Annotated in this window: 20 protein-coding genes; 5 read left to right on the plus strand and 15 right to left on the minus strand. The window is 38.9% G+C overall.

The genetic code is table 11. The features are described from left to right. Nucleotides 1-7: 7 nt before the first annotated feature. From MWU84_RS04290 to MWU84_RS04300, 3 genes are all read right to left on the minus strand, one after another. The gene (locus tag MWU84_RS04290; protein ID WP_246898656.1) at nt 8-505 is read right to left on the minus strand and encodes a cupin domain-containing protein; all 498 of its coding nucleotides are present in this window, start codon (nt 503-505) and stop codon (nt 8-10) included. 136 nt (nt 506-641) lie between these two features. Then, the gene (locus MWU84_RS04295) at nt 642-1,649 is read right to left on the minus strand and encodes a zinc-binding alcohol dehydrogenase family protein (RefSeq protein ID WP_246898659.1); all 1,008 of its coding nucleotides are present in this window, start codon (nt 1,647-1,649) and stop codon (nt 642-644) included. A gap of 81 nt (nt 1,650-1,730) precedes the next feature. Next, nucleotides 1,731-2,405 (minus strand): NAD(P)H-dependent oxidoreductase, encoded by a 675-nt coding sequence (locus MWU84_RS04300; protein WP_246898661.1) that lies wholly within the window; start codon nt 2,403-2,405, stop codon nt 1,731-1,733. Nucleotides 2,406-2,572: 167 nt separating this feature from the next. On the opposite strand from MWU84_RS04300, the gene MWU84_RS04305 reads away from it, so the two are divergent. After that, nucleotides 2,573-3,457, plus strand: a complete 885-nt coding sequence (locus MWU84_RS04305; protein WP_246898664.1) for an AraC family transcriptional regulator — start codon at nt 2,573-2,575, stop codon at nt 3,455-3,457. Between the two features lie 27 nt (nt 3,458-3,484). Here the strand turns inward: MWU84_RS04305 and MWU84_RS04310 are convergent, their stop codons facing one another. Beyond that, nucleotides 3,485-4,804 carry an MFS transporter gene (locus tag MWU84_RS04310; protein ID WP_246898666.1) on the minus strand — a complete coding sequence of 440 codons (1,320 nt, stop codon included), beginning with the start codon at nt 4,802-4,804 and terminating at the stop codon, nt 3,485-3,487. A 190-nt stretch (nt 4,805-4,994) separates the two neighbouring features. On the opposite strand from MWU84_RS04310, the gene MWU84_RS04315 reads away from it, so the two are divergent. Beyond that, nucleotides 4,995-6,101, plus strand: coding sequence for a Gfo/Idh/MocA family oxidoreductase (locus MWU84_RS04315; protein WP_246898669.1), 1,107 nt, complete (start codon nt 4,995-4,997; stop codon nt 6,099-6,101). Nucleotides 6,102-6,165: 64 nt separating this feature from the next. Here MWU84_RS04315 and MWU84_RS04320 read toward each other — a convergent pair whose 3' ends face one another. Together MWU84_RS04320 and MWU84_RS04325 are read right to left on the minus strand one after the other, a co-directional pair. Then, a complete protein-coding gene (locus MWU84_RS04320) occupies nt 6,166-6,636 on the minus strand; it encodes a RidA family protein (protein WP_246898671.1) in 471 nt (156 codons plus the stop codon). Between the two features lie 70 nt (nt 6,637-6,706). Continuing rightward, nucleotides 6,707-7,720: a zinc-binding alcohol dehydrogenase family protein gene (locus MWU84_RS04325; RefSeq protein ID WP_246898675.1), complete on the minus strand. Its 1,014-nt coding sequence runs from the start codon at nt 7,718-7,720 to the stop codon at nt 6,707-6,709. A gap of 369 nt (nt 7,721-8,089) precedes the next feature. Here MWU84_RS04325 and MWU84_RS04330 point away from each other — a divergent pair, with 369 nt between their 5' ends. Both MWU84_RS04330 and MWU84_RS04335 read left to right on the plus strand, forming a co-directional pair. After that, nucleotides 8,090-8,305 (plus strand): hypothetical protein, encoded by a 216-nt coding sequence (locus tag MWU84_RS04330; RefSeq protein WP_246898678.1) that lies wholly within the window; start codon nt 8,090-8,092, stop codon nt 8,303-8,305. Nucleotides 8,306-8,326: 21 nt separating this feature from the next. Continuing rightward, nucleotides 8,327-8,692: an ArsC/Spx/MgsR family protein gene (locus MWU84_RS04335; RefSeq protein ID WP_246898680.1), complete on the plus strand. Its 366-nt coding sequence runs from the start codon at nt 8,327-8,329 to the stop codon at nt 8,690-8,692. Nucleotides 8,693-9,095: 403 nt separating this feature from the next. On the opposite strand, the gene MWU84_RS04340 is transcribed toward MWU84_RS04335, so the two are convergent. From MWU84_RS04340 to MWU84_RS04380, 9 genes are all read right to left on the minus strand, one after another. Next, nucleotides 9,096-10,199: a heparan-alpha-glucosaminide N-acetyltransferase domain-containing protein gene (locus MWU84_RS04340; protein ID WP_246898682.1), complete on the minus strand. Its 1,104-nt coding sequence runs from the start codon at nt 10,197-10,199 to the stop codon at nt 9,096-9,098. Nucleotides 10,200-10,461: 262 nt separating this feature from the next. Further along, nucleotides 10,462-10,884, minus strand: coding sequence for an OsmC family protein (locus MWU84_RS04345; protein WP_246898684.1), 423 nt, complete (start codon nt 10,882-10,884; stop codon nt 10,462-10,464). Between the two features lie 67 nt (nt 10,885-10,951). Continuing rightward, nucleotides 10,952-11,500: a carboxymuconolactone decarboxylase family protein gene (locus tag MWU84_RS04350; protein ID WP_246898687.1), complete on the minus strand. Its 549-nt coding sequence runs from the start codon at nt 11,498-11,500 to the stop codon at nt 10,952-10,954. A gap of 83 nt (nt 11,501-11,583) precedes the next feature. Further along, nucleotides 11,584-12,429 carry a helix-turn-helix domain-containing protein gene (locus MWU84_RS04355; RefSeq protein ID WP_246898689.1) on the minus strand — a complete coding sequence of 282 codons (846 nt, stop codon included), beginning with the start codon at nt 12,427-12,429 and terminating at the stop codon, nt 11,584-11,586. 416 nt (nt 12,430-12,845) lie between these two features. After that, nucleotides 12,846-13,874 (minus strand): agmatine deiminase family protein, encoded by a 1,029-nt coding sequence (locus MWU84_RS04360; RefSeq protein ID WP_246898691.1) that lies wholly within the window; start codon nt 13,872-13,874, stop codon nt 12,846-12,848. Next, complete coding sequence (locus MWU84_RS04365; RefSeq protein ID WP_246898694.1) at nt 13,875-14,762, minus strand: carbon-nitrogen hydrolase; 888 nt, start codon at nt 14,760-14,762, stop codon at nt 13,875-13,877. Nucleotides 14,763-14,859: 97 nt separating this feature from the next. Beyond that, nucleotides 14,860-15,066, minus strand: a complete 207-nt coding sequence (locus MWU84_RS04370; protein ID WP_246898696.1) for a hypothetical protein — start codon at nt 15,064-15,066, stop codon at nt 14,860-14,862. Nucleotides 15,067-15,080: 14 nt separating this feature from the next. After that, the gene (locus MWU84_RS04375; protein ID WP_246898698.1) at nt 15,081-16,181 is read right to left on the minus strand and encodes an MBL fold metallo-hydrolase; all 1,101 of its coding nucleotides are present in this window, start codon (nt 16,179-16,181) and stop codon (nt 15,081-15,083) included. Nucleotides 16,182-16,281: 100 nt separating this feature from the next. Beyond that, a complete protein-coding gene (locus MWU84_RS04380) occupies nt 16,282-16,854 on the minus strand; it encodes a TetR/AcrR family transcriptional regulator (RefSeq protein WP_246898700.1) in 573 nt (190 codons plus the stop codon). 207 nt (nt 16,855-17,061) lie between these two features. Here MWU84_RS04380 and MWU84_RS04385 point away from each other — a divergent pair, with 207 nt between their 5' ends. Beyond that, nucleotides 17,062-17,451 (plus strand): DoxX family protein, encoded by a 390-nt coding sequence (locus MWU84_RS04385; protein WP_246898702.1) that lies wholly within the window; start codon nt 17,062-17,064, stop codon nt 17,449-17,451. Nucleotides 17,452-17,645 lie beyond the last annotated feature (194 nt).

The following is a 17,645-nucleotide window of genomic DNA, read 5'->3' on the forward strand; positions in this document are numbered from 1 at the left end:
GTTTTATTTATAAGTATTGCTGACGCGAATTTTCTTCGCTTTTCTTTAAGTAATCCGGTAATTCTTTGCTTAACCAATCTTGGCGTACAGGAACGTGAACATCTAAATCCACCGTTTTTTCCATTGCCCAAAATTCGTGTGGTACATTTTCTGGGAAAACGATTACTTCTCCGTTAGAAACAATTACAAATTCCTCTTTGCCATCAATTATGGTCTTAATTTTCACCTTCCCAGACATGATGTAAGTAATCTGTTCATTAGGGTGTTGGTGCCAAGGAATGTGTGCTCCCTCTTCCAAATCAAAAACGGTCATTTGCCCTTTTTCACCATGAAACCATTTCCTTTTAATTCCTTCACCTATAGACTCAGATTCCATTTCATCAAAATTGAAATGTTGCACTTTTGACGATGTTATAGAATCAATCGTGTTTACTTGTGCATTTGCAGTGTTAGTTGCAAAAAATGCCGTTACAGCCATTGCTGCTAGTATAGATTTTATTTTCATTTTGAATATTTTAATGGAGTGAATTCTCTGTTCCGAAAACTGGGTGTTGTATGAGATGCATTCTAACTAAGAGCTTCTCGATACAAATTTTTCGTACCTCAACATTCACTCGAAGTGACATTCGTAAATGAAGGGTTTAAAATCCTTCTAGAACAATTTTACCTTTTGCTTTACCCGTTTCTAAAAAAGCGTGTGCTTTTCTAAGGTTTTCAGCATTTATAACACCAAAATTATCTCCTAATGTGGTTTTAATCACACCTTGATCTATAAGATCGGAGACCTCATTTAAAATGTTATGTTGCTCTATCATATCTTCTGTTTGGAACATAGAACGGGTGAACATCAACTCGATATGAGTAGAAACCGCTTTCCCTTTAAAGGGCATTACGTTTAGCGATTTTGGGTCATCAATAAATCCGAATTTACCTTGCGGTTTAATCAACTTCGCAATTTCATCAACGTGATGTTCTGTAGCATTTAAACTCACTACATATTCTGGCGCAGCTAACCCGTATTTTGCGAATTCCCCACTTAATTTATTGCGGTGGTTTATAACGCTATCAGCACCCAAATCTTTTAACCAAGATGTGGTTTCTTCCCTAGAAGCAGTACCAATGATATTCAGTTTTGTAAGCTTTTTGGCCAATTGTACTAGAATAGAACCAACACCACCAGCAGCACCAATTACCAAGATGGATTTGTTGGCGTCGTCTTTAGAAACCTGTAATCTGTCAAACAACATTTCGTAGGCTGTGAGTGTGGTTAACGGTAAGGCTGCAGCCTCGGCATACGTTAAACTTGAAGGCTTTTTGCCCACAATACGTTCATCTACAATTTGAAATTCAGCATAACTACCTTGACGCATAAAATCGCCCGCATACCAAACTTCATCACCAACATTAAAATGGCTCACATCATCACCAACTTCTCTTACTATTCCCGTAGCATCCCAACCAATTACTTTCCACTTATCTCCTTCTACAGGCATACCTGCCCTTACTTTGTAATCTGCCGGGTTAACAGAAATGGCTTTAATTTCAACTAAAATATCCTTTCCCGTTGCTTTTGGCGTTTCCAATTCTATGTCTTGTAGAGATTTTACATTGTTGATTGGTAAATTCTCCTTGTATCCTATAGCTTTCATAGTCATTTTTTTTAACTAAATACCTTCCAAAATTTTCATTCTTCGGTACTTTCCCAAGGGTGTTATTTTTTTAATTTCCAATTATTTCCAGGTTACAATTTCTTCCAAATCCCTTCTAGTTTTCGGGAACTCTGGGGCTGCTTTCCTATATCCAAATGCCGCCATATAGGACAGCCCGTATTTTTCCGTGTCTACCCCAAATTTTTCTTGTAATAAGGCTTCCGCCTTTTCTTGATGAAAGCCTTCAATGGGACAACTATCAATACCTATCAATGCAGCTGAGGTCATCATATTACCCAAGGCAATGTAAGTCTGCTTTGAAGCCCAATCGAACAGCTTCTGATCATTATCCAGATTAAAGTCGCGCTCCTGGAATTCCCTATAAAATTTGGAATACATTTCTATCACCTCCACAGGCAATTGTTTTACATCCTTCATCATGGACATGATGTAGTCCGAATCCCATTTGGTCATTGGTGCCTTCATGCTCAAGCCCAACACAAAATGACTGGCAGTATCCAATTTTACCGGCGCTCCCCAAGCCACAGGTTTTAGGGCCTCCCTCAACTCTATATCCTGAACTACAATAAAATGCCAAGGTTCAAAACCGAAAGAGCTAGGTGATAAATGTGCCGTTTCCAAAATAAAGTCCATATCACTATCAGATACTTTCATGGTAGTATCAAATTCTTTGGTTGCATGTCTAAATTGAAATGCATTTATAATCTCCTTTTTTGAAATGTTTGGTGTATTCATTTTTTATAATTTTTGTTTCCGATTAAATTCAGGGACAAAGTTACCTGCACTTGTCATTTTCTTTTTGGTATAACCATTGGGTATTTATGTACTTTTAAAGGTTAATTGGCTCTTAAAATGAGTCCATATACTTATTTTATATAAATTTGTCCTTAAAATAGTTAAAAATGCATGTTCTACAGACACATAAACCTTTCGAAATACAAGAAATTGAATTAAGGGAATGGAAGCAACGGCCGGTTAAAAACAATTTTTTTGAACTGGTCCTTATTCAGGAAGGAGAAGGAATACAGTGTATTAACTACAATGAATACCACTATATCAAAGGCAGTATATTTTTATTGCCCCCTTTAAAATGCCATTCGTTTACTATAGAAAAACCTAGCAAATTTGTTTTTTTGAAATTTTCGGATTCGTTTTTCAAAAACACCAAGGGCATGTCCATTGATAGAAATGAATGGTTTAAGGAAGCTTCCTATATACTTTCCAACTATAATCAGTTACCTGGAGATATCATTAAAAACGATTTGGATAAACGGCATATAGAAAGTCTAATTTCCATGATTTTACAGGAATCCAGGGATTATGGGCAGGAGTCCGTAAACCTTATTACAAGTCTAATGACCAGTATTTTAGAGATACTGATAAGGAACATCAAAAAAACCAACTATTTTGAGGGACCTCAACACAATGCCGATGATAGAATCTCAAAGATGCTCACCTATATTAATGAGAATATTGATAAACCGGAGCTTTTAAAAGTAGAAAACTTGGCAGATGTCTTTTTGATGTCCACTACCTATGTAAGCGAATATTTTAAAAAACAAGTGAATATGCCCTTACGGGAATACATTATTAAGGCCAAGTTGAAATTGGTGGAAATCCGATTATTGAATTCCGATTTTACTCTGACCGAAATTGCGCAGGAATTGGGCTTTACGGATGTTAGCCATCTCTCAAAAACCTTTAAGAAGTATGTAGGCACCTCCATCCGCGAATTTAAGAACAACGGAGAATATATGCTTTTAACACGAAATGCCTGTACTGCCTAAACAAGATGGCCATTATTTAGCCAATGTTTAAATATCCTCTGTTTTTAATTGAGGATTCTTCACCTTAAAGGACCCAATGATCAAAAATAGCAAAAATGCCAAGGTGGCATAGCCAATATAACGGTAAGAACCCAAGGCGGTATAGCAGTAACTAAATAAGCTTGGTGCTATGGCACTGCCCACGACCAAAAAACTCATAACCTTCCCAGTTATGGACCCCAAATGCTCTCTTCCGAAAAATCGCGGCCAAGTAACCGCATTGATAACGGCAAATAAACCGCCCATAGTACCTAAACCTCCGACCAATAGATAAACCCCCACTGGACTGGAGAGCAACAATAATCCTAACGAGGCCAATACCCCGGCCGAAAGCATAATAAACAAATAGATTTTATGCTCAATGTAATCGCTTAAAATATTGCACAAGGTGGATACGAAGATCGCTATTATGGACATTGGTAAAAATATAGCTATGGCTTCGGCCTTAGTATAGTCCTGGCTCCCAAAAATAGACACTATATGAAACGTAAATCCTGTTACATAAAAGCTATTGAAGGCCAATAGCAACCCTATCATCCAAAAAGCCCGAGTTTTTTTTGCCTCTTCCAGGGTAAAGTGGGATTCCTCCTCCTCTTTCTTCCAATCCGCTTCCTTGTTTGCAAATCCGTCTGGAAGCAGATCAAAATCTTCCGGCCTATTTCTATATAACAGCAAGATACAAACACAAAAAACAAAAAGACTCATGGCCATTATCTGCCAGCTCATTTCCCACCCATGGTCATCAATAAGCCTGTTCAACAATATAGGCGCACTGGAAAAGCCCAATGAAACCGTAATACTGCTTATTGAATTAATTTTGCCCCTATTTTTCTTAAACCACATCATGATCATATTTCTAGAAGCCATGGTCAAAACACCCTGACCACTAAATCTTATCAAAAAAAACAAAAGGGTAATCAATAGAAAGGGAACCGACCAGGATTGGAAATTAAAAACCCTTTTAATGGTTTCACTAATTTCAACGGAAACTGAAAAAATCAATAGGGATACCCCCAAAAGCAAAGTAGCAAAGAAAGCCACATATCTGGCCCCATAAGCATCGAACCAAATGCCTGCCCTCGCCACCAAGGCAGAACTCAACAGGGTACCCAACATATAGGCATTGCTAAACTGATTTCTTGATAATCCCAGGGCATCCTTGACCGGGTCTGTAAACACGGATACGCCTATGGTTTGGCCCGGAATGCTGGCTAAAATGCCAATACTACCAATGACCAGTACTATGTAACCATAAAAGAAAGGAAACCTTTGGGGATTTACTAAGGATATTTTAATCGGATTTGGCATGCTTTGTAATAAAATCCGCAAAGATAAGGGTTTTATAAGGAATAGCTTTCCTCGCATTTTCAAGTACCAAAATCTATAATTTTATTTTGGTCCAATCTACAGCTTCCCCTTAAGTATATTAAAAGAGATAAAGAACTGCTGGATATTTAACTTCGTTTTACTATTTTTAGAACAATCAAATACGATAACCATGGGTTCAAGAAGAGATTTTTTGGAAAAACTAAGTGTTTCAGCCATCAGTTTACCAATTTTATACAGTCCCGCCAAGCTGTTCGCAGCACCAAGCGAGCCTTACGAAGGACCTGTTTTAAGGGTGGCCATTATGGGACTGGGAGGTTACGCCACTCGAGTAGCCAAAGCGATGGAATCCTGTAAAAGAGCCAAGTTGGTCGGACTCATTAGTGGTACGCCATCCAAAGTTGTTGATTGGCGGGCCAAATATGATATTCCTGAAAAGAATTGCTACAACTACGAGAATTTTGACAAAATCAAAAATAATCCGGATATAGATGTCGTGTATGTCATAACCCCCAACGGGTTGCACAAAGATCAGGTGATTAGGGTGGCAAAGGCAGGAAAACATGTCATCTGCGAGAAACCTATGGGCATTAATGCCAAGGAAGGTCAGGAAATGGTAGATGCCTGTAAAAAGGCCAATGTAAAACTATTGGTAGGCTATCGTATGCATTACGAGCCTAAAACAGTAGAAGTAATACGGATGCGTCAGAATGGAGAATTCGGGAAGCTTAAGTTTTTTCAAGGCTTATCTGGATTTGCCATAGGCGATCCCACCCAATGGCGCTTAAACAAAGAACTTGCAGGTGGTGGCGCCATGATGGATATTGGCATTTATTCCATTAACGGTGCCCGCTATATGCTTGGGGAGGAACCAATTTGGGTTACCGCCCAAGAAACAAAGACCGATCCCGTTAAATTTAAGGAGGGAGTGGATGAAACCATACAATTTCAAATGGGATTTCCCAGTGGCGCGGTAGCCTCCTGCCTTTCCACCTATGCCATGAGACATTTGGACCGATTTTTCCTAAACGGGGAAAAGGGCTACGCAGAAATGCAGCCTTCATCAGGATACGGCCCCATTAAGGGGAGAACACATAAAGGAGAATTAACTCAACCACATATAACCCACCAAACCCTGCAGATGGACGGTATGGCCCAACTTATATTTGAAGGGGTTCAACCCATAGTTCCGGTTGATGGGGAGGAAGGTCTTAAGGATTTAAAGATTATTGATGCCATTTATGAGGCGACAAGAACAGGGAAAAGAGTTGATTTATAATCAGTTACCTTATGGTATCGTTGCTATTAATTTAACAATAAATCGACCTAATTGGAAAACTCCATTAGCTCACCTCTGCAATTAAGTAGACGATTACAGGGACATCCAAAGGCGATTGATAAATGCCGATTGCCGACCGGGTGTGAATTCCCTTTTCCCCAAACACTTGATTCATTACATCCGAAGCACCATCCAAAACATCAGAATGATCCTTAAACCCCTCAGCCGCCTGGATATGGCAATCCAAACGGATAATTTTTTTGACCCTTTCCAAATCCTTAACAGCATCCTTTAATTGGGCAATGGCATTAATGGCACAAATACGTGCACAGTCATATCCCTGCTTTATACTCAGGTCGCTCCCTACCCTGCCGGTATACGCCAAAACGCCAAACTCCCCATCTTTCCATGGTAACTGACCAGAAGTATAAAGGGTATTGTTCGTAATGGTCCAGGAAGCATAATTTCCCACCCCTCTAGGTGCTACCTTGGGTACCACAATTTCTAAGCTTACTAATTTTTCTTCAATGGTCATACCCATAACTTTTTTAATCAATCCACGACAAAAGTACTATTTGAAAAATGAATGGGATTGCCATAGGTCCCTAAAACAAAATAACAGTTTTGCCGATAGATTTACCCGATTCCTGCATTTCATGTGCGATCTTTAAGTTTTCCACTGTAAAACCATAAAGCGTGGTAGTCAATGTCGTTTTTAAGGTACCCTCATCCAATAAATGGGCTACGTGGTTCAAAATATCGTGCTGCCGCTCTATATCCTCTGTGTTGAACATGGAGCGGGTATACATAAATTCATAAGAAAAACTAACGCTCTTATTTTTTAATAAATTGAGGTTTAAGGGCTTACTGCTACCTGTAATGGAAACAATGTGCCCCTGGGGTTTAATAATATCCATCGCCAATTCCCAATATCCTTCCAGATCCACAAAATCTAAAATGTAGTTAACTTCACTATGTCCAATATTTTCCAATTCCTTCTTTAAATGGTAGTGATTTACCACATGGTCTGCGCCCAAATCCTTACACCATGTTATAGAATCCTCGCGGGAGGCCGTAGCAATTACCGTGAGGTTGCATAGCTTCTTGGCCAATTGTATTCCGATAGATCCTACTCCGCCTGCCCCAGCTAAGATGAGGACCGATTTACCCTTGTCCTTTTCGGGGTCAATCCTAATACGGTCGAAAAGTGCTTCATAGGCTGTTAAGGTTGTAAGCGGCATGGCCGCAGCCTCAGGCGCACTTAAAGTTTTTGGCTTGTGACCAACAATTCGTTCATCAATAAGTTGATATTCCGCATTACAACCACTCCTAGTAAGGTCCCCGGCATAATACACCTGGTCCCCGATCTGGAACTTAGAAGTTTTGTCGCCTACGGCCTCAACGGTTCCCACGGCATCCCATCCAATAATTTTAGGCGTATCCAACACTGTATCTTTTGCCGCATTTTGTCTGATTTTGTAGTCCACAGGATTTACGGATATTGCCCATATTTTAACTAACAAATCATATCCTGTTGGCGATGGCTTTTCAGTTTCGAACGCTATAAAACTATCCTTCTCCTTAATAGGTAACGATTTTTTGAATCCTATTGCTTTCATTTTTTAGTTTTTATTTTTTTTAATGACACTTCTAGGAGTTTACACACCCATGTCCTAAAAGGTAAACTTAAAGGGCATTGATATATGCACTTTGCTTCTTACACCATAAATATAATTGAATTGGTCCTATTATAGGATCATAACCTGAAATTAACCTTGTAGGAATATCACTATATCCCAATGTAATTTAAGAAGTTCATTTTACCAAAACACCCTTCATTTATGTCTAAATCGTTAATAAATTTGAAAATATGTAATAGGAAAATTATCTAAAAGTAAAGACTATAATAAGGATTTATATGACTTTCATCAGGAATTTAAACTAAAATCTTCTTTATATTTATAGTATTCAATCAATACCATTTTAATATGACCGATTTAAAAAGAGTATTAGGTGAAATCACCCAGCTCACTACCAATATTGAGACCAATTACCCTGAGCTATATCGTTCTCTGGATGAGAATCCTTTGACCATTCCTTCAAAAAATCATCCAAACGTTAATAAAAAGGCATTACAGGATTATTTGGATAGTTTAAAACAATTATTAAGCCATCATATTGATACTCATAAAAAAAATGGGTAGTGCAATTCCAAAATATAGATAATGGGAGAAATAGCCACATCAGAAAGACAGATTACCCTGTATTACAGTTCCAAATCCTCAAGGGCCAAGCAAACCTTGGCCTATGCAAAAGCCGAGGGATTGGCGATATTTGAAATTGATATCTTAAAAGTCCCGCTGACCGGAACCCAAATCGTGGAATTGGCAGACAAATTAAATTTGGAGGTCAAAGACTTGGTAAATCAGGAACATCCGGCCTATAAGTCGCATTTTGACCATCATGACTTCTCAACCGATGACTGGATCAAAATGATAAGGCACAACCCTGAAATTATGAAGCAACCCATAGCGTTGCGGGGTAAGATGTCCATTTTAGTAGAAACCCCTACCGATATTATTAAAATTTAATACTCCTCCTTTACCCCTTTATCTGAAGGTGTTATAAATTATACAATTATTCACATCCTTTTAGATATGAGTAATATAACATCTATAAATTTTATAATACGGGTCTAAAAGCACGTTTTAACGGTCCTTATTCCTTAAAGCAGCAATAAGATCAAACGCCGGGCTGCGAATGGCAGGCCCCACCAGACGAACCTAGACCTCCCTACCATTCACAACTTCGCTAAACCCCTTAAAACCTATGTTTTAAAATAAGGTTATTTTAGCAGCTTGAAAAATAATTTTTCTCTGGTCTCTACCAAGCATTTAAAAAAGCCTTATAATTTTGGCTAGTGCTAAAAACCTTTAATAGGGTTGATTTTGCAAGTTACCGTAAACGTCTGTTTGTACAAATAAAAGGTAGGAATTAGACTTTTATATAAATCTTCTTTTTGTCCAACCAAAGTCCTATGAGCCAACATATTAACATAAAAACAATAGCAAAGGCAAACGATCCATAATAGGGTCCAAACCAGCTAAAACCTTTTTCGTAGATATAATTATACAAACTTTGATTTTCAGCTACCCGCACAAAAAGTAGGGAAATAGCCAAATATTCCGACAGTAGATAAATGAAAAGGGAGTTCTTTCCAAAAACTTCGAAGAAATTGAAGTTGACCGGCTTTTTTATAAACTCAATAGCATAAATCAGTATGGACAATAAAATAATATCGAGGCCAATCGTAAGAATAACAAATGAACTTGTCCATAACTTCTTGTTTACAGGAAAACTTAAATTCCACAAATAAGCCACGGCCAATAAGCCTACAGCAATCATTAGCATTTTGGCTAGTTTTTCGTAGGCAATGCCTCCTTGAATAACAAACTTTCCCACTAGATATCCTGCAATGACATTACAGACCGCCGGTAAGGTGCTTAACAGCCCTTCAGGATCGAAAGGAAGTCCATCACCACCATAAAGATGACTATCGCCAAGAAGCAACCTATCCAAGGTCCTAACAAAATTACCCTCTAAAGTATAGTCGCCAAAGGCACTAAGCAACCCCCAATATCCCAGCAATATGATTATTGATGCGAAAATAAGCTGGCGGTTGGTAAGAAAATAAATCATGGTTGCTCCAATAAAATAACAAAGTGCTATGCGCTGTAATACCCCCAATATGCGTGTTTCACTAATAGGCACCAAGGCCAGTTCACCGGAGTCTGTCCATGACACAAAGGGAAACCAGTACATCAGATAGCCAAGCAAAAAGATTATTATGGTCCTTTTTATGATTTTCTGAAAAACTGCCGACAAGGGTTTGTCGGCCCATCTGGCTTTTACAAAGGCAAAAGCATTCCCGACCGCAAATAGAAAAGAAGGAAAAACCAAATCGGTCGGCGTAAAACCATTCCAATTGGCATGTAAAAGTGGAGCAAATGTAAAATCCCAATCTCCTGGGGTATTAACGACTATCATCAGGCAAATAGTCAATCCGCGAAACACGTCGAGCGCCTTGAATCTTTTCATAGTGAAATGCATTTTATTTGGCATCTAAGTTAATCAGTACGATTATTCTACCAAATTAATTGCCTCTTTTCATTGGTTCTTATTAAATCTTCGATTTAAGCCTATCAATGTTTTAAAGTAAAGTGTAGATAAAACTTCTGTTCTGCCTTCTAAAACCCCATGGCACAACTTGTATTATAACGGATTACCTAAAATAACCAAATAAATAACCCCGATGCAAACACCGGGGTTATTTTAATTTGATAAATTGTGTAATGATAATTTATGCCACTACTGGCTCTAGTGGTGCGGATTCCTGAAATTCCCATTCTCCCCTGACCAGTCTGGTCACATAACAGTTGTCGGCCTCTTGTACCAATAACTCCCTTTGCTCCTCGGTGAGGTTTCCCTGAATTTGGATGTTGGATTCCACTGTGGTTTTAAAGCTGCCGTTGGGTTGGCGCACTGCCCGTTGTTCCAATTGGGCATCGACCTCCCCTATTTCCCAGCCTTTTCTTCTGGCCACATTTCTAATCGTTGCCACTTTACACATAGAGATTCCTGCCAATAGCAATTCCACTGGGGAAAAACCCAAATCCGTACCCTTGGAAGGGATGGGCTCATCCCCGAGTATAGCATGTCTTCCATTGCTTATTACCGATTGGTAACCTACCGGTAAATTTTTGATATTTATTTTTGTACTCATTTTATTTCCTGTTTTGAGCCAACTGGCATGATTATTACCAATTGGGCATTTTTTGACTAATTCGGATTTATATGGCCGCTGCTTGTAGTTCTTCAGCTAAGGGAAAATCTATTTCAAAATCCGCCAGATTGTGAATCAAGTTACTTATGGTCTTATCTCCGATTACGATGACCACATCTATCAAATTGGCTTCTGTATAACCAGCATCAAAGAGTTGTTCCTTAACCTCTTCGGAAGCTCTTCCCCTATTTTTGACCGTAGCCAGCACGAACTTGGCCAAGGCATCCAGTTTATTGTCGAAACTGGCGTTACCGGTCCTTATCTCCACTATTTGATCTTCGGTAAAACCGTTCATTTTACCAATTTGGGTATGGGCGGCCAAGCAATAGTTACAACCATTATACTGACTCACCACAAGATTAATAACCTCTTTTTCCTTAGCTTTTAAGGTTGTTTTCCTATTCTGTAATGTTAGGTAATCTCCCAAAGCAGTTTCGTTCTTTGCATAATATGCATACAAATTGGGAACGAATCCCACAGCCTTTTTCAAATTGTCGAAAATTGCTTGATTGTTGGTATTTACCTCTTCTCTACTTGGTACTTGAAATCTTTCCATTGTCTTATACTTTACGTTGTTATACTAATTTTGACAATGCAAAGATGCAATGAAGATCAAGGGTCTGGCTAGGTAGTTGTTCCCTAAGAATTGGCAATTGTTCCCAAATCCCTTTTTCCTTTATATTCTGTTGGGGAAACACCCTCCTGTTTTTTAAAAAAGCGGCTGAAGGCCTGAATATCCTCAAACCCTAGCTCATAAGCAATTTCCTTGACCGACTTATCCGTATAGTAAAGTGTACGCCTGGCCTCCAACATAATACGCTCATGGATATATTTCAAGGGCGATTTTGAATCCATTTTAGAAAAAATATTGGAGATCGTCTTTGGGGACTTAAACAGTAATTCAGCATAATCAGCAACGCTGTGCTTGGTTCTAAAATGCTGCTCTACCAAAAAATTATATTCACGTACAAGGTCCGTTTCACTTTTTTCGTTAGGGTAATTTTCTTGATTTTTATAACGTCTAGCACACAATATTAAATAGCGTTTTAGCATCATTTGCAGCATATCTATCTGTAAATTATCATTGGATTCCATTTCTATAACGAACATCTGCCATAGGATATCAAATTTTTGATGCTCCTCAGTGGAAATAGTAATAACAGGCAGTTGTGAAGCTCCAAAAAATAAAATACCCTTGCACCCTACTTCACTGTCATGGTCCAGAATGCAATAGAACGGCCTGTTAAACCTTAAAAATCTTGTTTCCCCAATCTTCTTAGGAACAATTTGATGGAACTCAGTTAAAAAAACGATTTGGTCTTTAGAGAATACTTCTTCTTTTCCATCAATAATGAGAATATTATTTTCTGCTTGAAACCATAAAATGGTAAGGCTACTTTCAATATGCTCCGTTAGCACATCACAACTTTGACCATCAATTGTTTTTAAAAAAAGATACTCTTCGGTATTCCCTATAAATTTCATAAGCTGCGCCTTGTTATTCTGTTTCTTATTAAACGTATTGGATCGCTCCAAAGTGACTACAAGTTAGATTCTCTGCTTTCCGTTGGTCGTAAAAAGGTGTTAGGGCTTTCATTTTAAGGACAATCCACCACTAAATGTGAAAACTTATAGCTTTTCTAGGCTCCGTCACTAAAGGCACACAGACCTATCGATCACGAGACATGCAGAAAAAAAATAGAAGGTTTCACAGATTCCAATCCCCTTGTAGGCCAACGAAACCTAATTTAAAGAAGAAGATTTTTTAGCACTTTAAAATGTCAGGTTTTAGGTTGAGACTTTTCTCCCGAAAGTTATCGGGATGCCCCAAAATGGGACCCATATCATAGTAACTACAGATTTCTTTAGTGCATCTCAAAGCTGATTGAAGTAGATCGGTATTACACTGGTATCTGCTGGCTAAGACAATGTAAGGTACCAAACCCCCAAATGAGATCAATGGCGCTTATGCCTATAACTTCCCTATCTAAAAAACAGGTGGCCAAGGTATTTAGAGCAATTCTATCTGCGGGATCGTTAAATGTAGGGACCAACACACAGTTGTTAAGAATCAAGAAATTGGCATAACTGGCGGGCAGGGTCAAGCCTTCAAAAACAATATCCTTTGGCATGGGAAGGGTAATAATCTTTGGCGATTGGCCATTTTCCAATACTGATTTTTTTAGGCGCTGAAGATTATCCTGTAGGGCCTTATAATTTCTATGCTCTGTGTCCGGCTCCACCACTGTTACTATGGTCTCTGCATCCACAAATCTGCACAAATCATCTATATGACCATGGGTGTCATCGCCTATAATTCCATCTCCCACCCAAATGGTATTGGTTATACCAAAATATTCCTTAAAAATAGCTTCATAGTCAGCCTTAGTAAAATTGGCATTTCTAACCTGTATCGAAGGGTGCAACAAACACTCCTCAGAGGTAATTAAAGTTCCCTTACCATTTACTTCCAGGGCACCACCTTCCAAAACAACGGGTTTTCCCTTATAAACTACCTGTTTCATAGGTACTTCCAAAACCTTTGCAATGGCTTTGGGCAGCTTTCTATCCAATTTATAATTGGAGTATTTGGCCCAACCGTTGAAGTTAAAGTTCAATGCTTCCCGATTCTTGCCATCTTTAACAACAATAGGCCCGGAATCGCGCATCCAACTGCGGTTGGTTTTCTGAATTATAAAAGTTATTTTTTTTAGATCTACTGTGGCCATTTCCAGCATTCCCGACACCTTTTCCTGATGTAGGGTACTGTTTACTACCAGAAAAACCTGCTCATAAGTAGCCACCTTTTTTATGAATTCTACAAAAGCCCATTGAATGGCACCGTATTTACCTGGCCAATCGTTGCCGTTATGGGGAAAACAGAGCAAAATGCCCTGCTGATTTTCCCATTCTGCAGGAAACCTTCTCATTTAATCCAAAGCTCTTTTTGTGATATCGGCAAAGGCGTCTATTCGGCGATCTCTAAAGAACGGCCAATTTTGACGCACATTTTCCTGTAGGTCCAAATCCACCTCCGCCATGATAATTTCTTCCTTATCGTGGGAGGCCAGGGCCAAGATTTCGCCTTGTGGTCCTGCGATAAAGGACTTGCCCCAAAACTCGATTCCATCGGTATTGGGCAGATATTGTTCCAATCCTATCCTATTGGCGGCGGCAACGAAAACACCGTTGGCCACGGCGTGACCTTTCATTACATTCATCCAAGCATTGTACTGCTTTTCCCCATATTGCTCCTTCTCCTGTGGATGCCACCCAATTGCCGTGGGGTAAAATAAAACTTCCGCACCTTTTAGGGCCGTAAGCCTTGCGGCTTCAGGATACCATTGGTCCCAACAAATAAGAGTTCCAATATTCCCTTTTTTGGTAGGATTGTTCTTAAAGCCCAGATCACCCGGTGTAAAATAGAATTTTTCATAGAAATGAGGATCGTCCGGAATGTGCATTTTTCGGTATAGTCCGGCCTCGGTACCATCGGTATCAATGATATAGGCGCTATTGTGATAAATACCGGCCATGCGCTTTTCAAAGAAGGGTACTATGATTACCACTCCAAGCTCTTTGGCCAAAGCACTAAAGGCTTTAAAGGAAGTACTGTACAAAGGCTCTGCCAACGCGAAATTGTTGGTATCCTCACTTTGACAAAAATAATGGCTACTATACAGTTCGGGCAGACAAATAACTTCCGCTCCTTGTCCAGCTGCTTTTTTAACCCAGTCTATACACTTTTTCAAGTTGTTTTCGGCAACATCGTTAAGGTTTAATTGTACTACTGCAATCTTGTAATTCTTCATATTCATATAAATAAAGATGCTGCAAAAGTAATCTTTATTATATAATAATCTGCCCATTTAAAGGAAGGGCACAAAAAGAATTCCTTAATGGTAACGCATATACTTACAAAAGTTCTTTGCAGAAATAACCATTGGAATTCAATACTATTTCAACATGGGACGTGATATTTCCCGCGGTTTCAATACGCAAAATATTATCGCAATCCTCAAAATCGAAATCCACTTTTAATATCTCCTTGAAGAGGTTTAAAAATTGTCTCACTTTAGACTCCTGTTCTTCACTGATATTTGTCTTAAAAATTGTAATCATTGTTTGTAATAGGTTTATTTCCACCATTGGGTGCTAGTTAATTCCAATCTATTAAGGTTGATAGGTTCGCCAATTCTTGGTGTAAGTACTTCCAGGTTTAGCTCCTTTGCTTTGTCCGAAACGCGTTCTACCGGCTCCGTCCAAGGGTGCATTGCCAATTTAAAGGCGCCCCAATGAATAGGCATAATCTGCTTTGCCCTAACATCCAATCCTGCTTGGGCCGTCTGTTCAGGAAACATATGTATATCCGGCCACATCTCATTGTATTGCCCGCATTCGATCATGGCAAAATCGAAGGGACCATATTTGTCCCCTATTTCCTTAAAATGGGACCCATAGCCACTGTCGCCACTAAAGAATATATTATCCCTTTCGGATTGTATTACCCAAGAACTCCACAAGGTATTGGCCCTATCCGTAAGTCCTCTTCCCGAAAAATGCTGAGCCGGAGTACATCTAAAAATCAAATCATCGTGCACTATCTCTTCCCACCAGTCCAGCTCCACAATACGCTCCTTATCTATCCCCCATTTCTGTAGATGTACCCCAACTCCCAATGGGGTATAAAACATATTCACCTTGTCCTTTAATTTCTGAATGGAGCCATAATCCAAATGATCATAGTGATCGTGGGAGATTATAACGGCATCTATTCTAGGAAGTTTTTCTACATCGATCGGAAGCTCCTTGCTGAATCTATTGGAACCCAACACAGGATGCGGGGCGGGAACCTTACCGAACATGGGATCTATTAGAACGGTCTTATTGTTCATTTGCAGTAAAAAGGCGGAATGTCCAAACCAGATAAGGCGTGTACTATCCTGGTATTGGACGATTTCCAGTGAATCCAGTTTCTCCACAGGAATATTCTTACTAGGTTTGGTACTTGGCGATTGTCGGAAATAGCCAGCCAAACTCTTGCCCATATCGCGCATACCCATATCCAATTTTACCCTACTCTTATTCATAAATTTCCCATTACTATAATTTGGGGATTTTGCATAGACCGCTTTCTGCTCCGTAGTGAGCTTCCCCCCGAACTCTGGACTCAAATACAAAAACAAAACCCCTATGAGGATCACTAATAGAAACCCACTTCCAATTATTACACTCATTTTCTTTATTGATTTTTTCAATTGATACATAATTTTCGCTGCGAATACAGCATTTACACCCCTATTATCGAATATTTATTCTGTTTTGATCCAAAAAAAACTAACTTTTGATTGCATCCCAAACCATCGAGAACATAAAATCGATATTTTCCTGATTCAATTCCATTTTTTTGTCCATTATCAACTTCACCATTTCCCCCATTACCGCACCAATAATAGCCATAAGAATCTGATTGTCAATATTTTTGAGCAACCTCTCCTTCTTTCCTTGATCAATGAGCCCCATAGCCATCTTACTTTTTGTCTCCTTTACGGATATGGGTATCTTATCGTAATAGGGCGATTTTTTTAACTGTTCCAAAAAACTCATCTCCTTTTTGTGGTTGATACTGAAATTGACCCAATACAGCCATAACATTTTTAATTTTAACTTATAGGGCAAGTCCTCCGTTATTTCCTGTTCGCTTCTCTGCGTTTCCCTTTCAATAAGTGCTGTAGCAATGGAAACTATTAAATCTTCCTTATTCTTATAATATACATACAAGGTAGATACCGATAAACCCACACGTTTGGCTAGGTCCGCCATCTTAATTCCAGCAAATCCCCTTTCAAAAACAACATCCAAGGTATTTTCTACAATAGCTAATTGTTTTGATTCATCTTTTACTCTCACAGCGCAAATATATAATTTAAAATCGAATAAATATTCGTTTATGTGAATTTTAGTATTTTCATAAGTTCATTAAATCAATAGAAAATGGCCTTGATCTGCAGTTCACTGCATGAATCCCAAAATTTTCAGCCATAGTACTGTGTACAAACAGATAATTCTTATCTTAGGTTTTGATAACCATTACCAATATTAAATTCATAGGGACATATGCTTATTTACTACTTTACGGTAGCTGCGAAAATCATCATTTTTTTAAGCATCCTAAATGTTTGGTTTCTCCGCTTCAACAAACCCACTCCATGGCGAGGAGGTGAATCCAAATCCATGAAGGAGGAATTTGAAACCTATGGTCTCTCCCATACCATAATGTACATAGTTGGAACCATTAAAGTTGGCCTGGCCATACTATTGGTGGTATCCATTTGGTTAAAGGACCTTAGCACTCCTGCCGCTGGGGCAATGGGGATTTTTATGTTAGGCGCCATTGCCATGCATTTTAAAGCAGATGACCCTAATATAAAGTCGTTTCCCGCCCTGATATTGTTTTTGTTATCCGTTGGAATCGTGGCTGGTGAAGTAGTACTGGCCGGTTTATAATTACAGATAGACCTTGTTCCCGTCCAAAACAAAGTATTACCTTAAATCAAATAAGGGATTATAGGTTTAGCATTGGGAAAGTAACAGCAATTTGGGCAACAGAAGAGGCCTAACAACCAATTATCGGTCACCTCTAAAACTAAAAAGTGAAAACCGAAGTGGCTTTCACTTTTATATTTTGTTTTTAGATTTTG

This window comes from Arenibacter sp. F20364, from assembly GCF_023015905.1.
Taxonomy (GTDB): domain Bacteria; phylum Bacteroidota; class Bacteroidia; order Flavobacteriales; family Flavobacteriaceae; genus Arenibacter.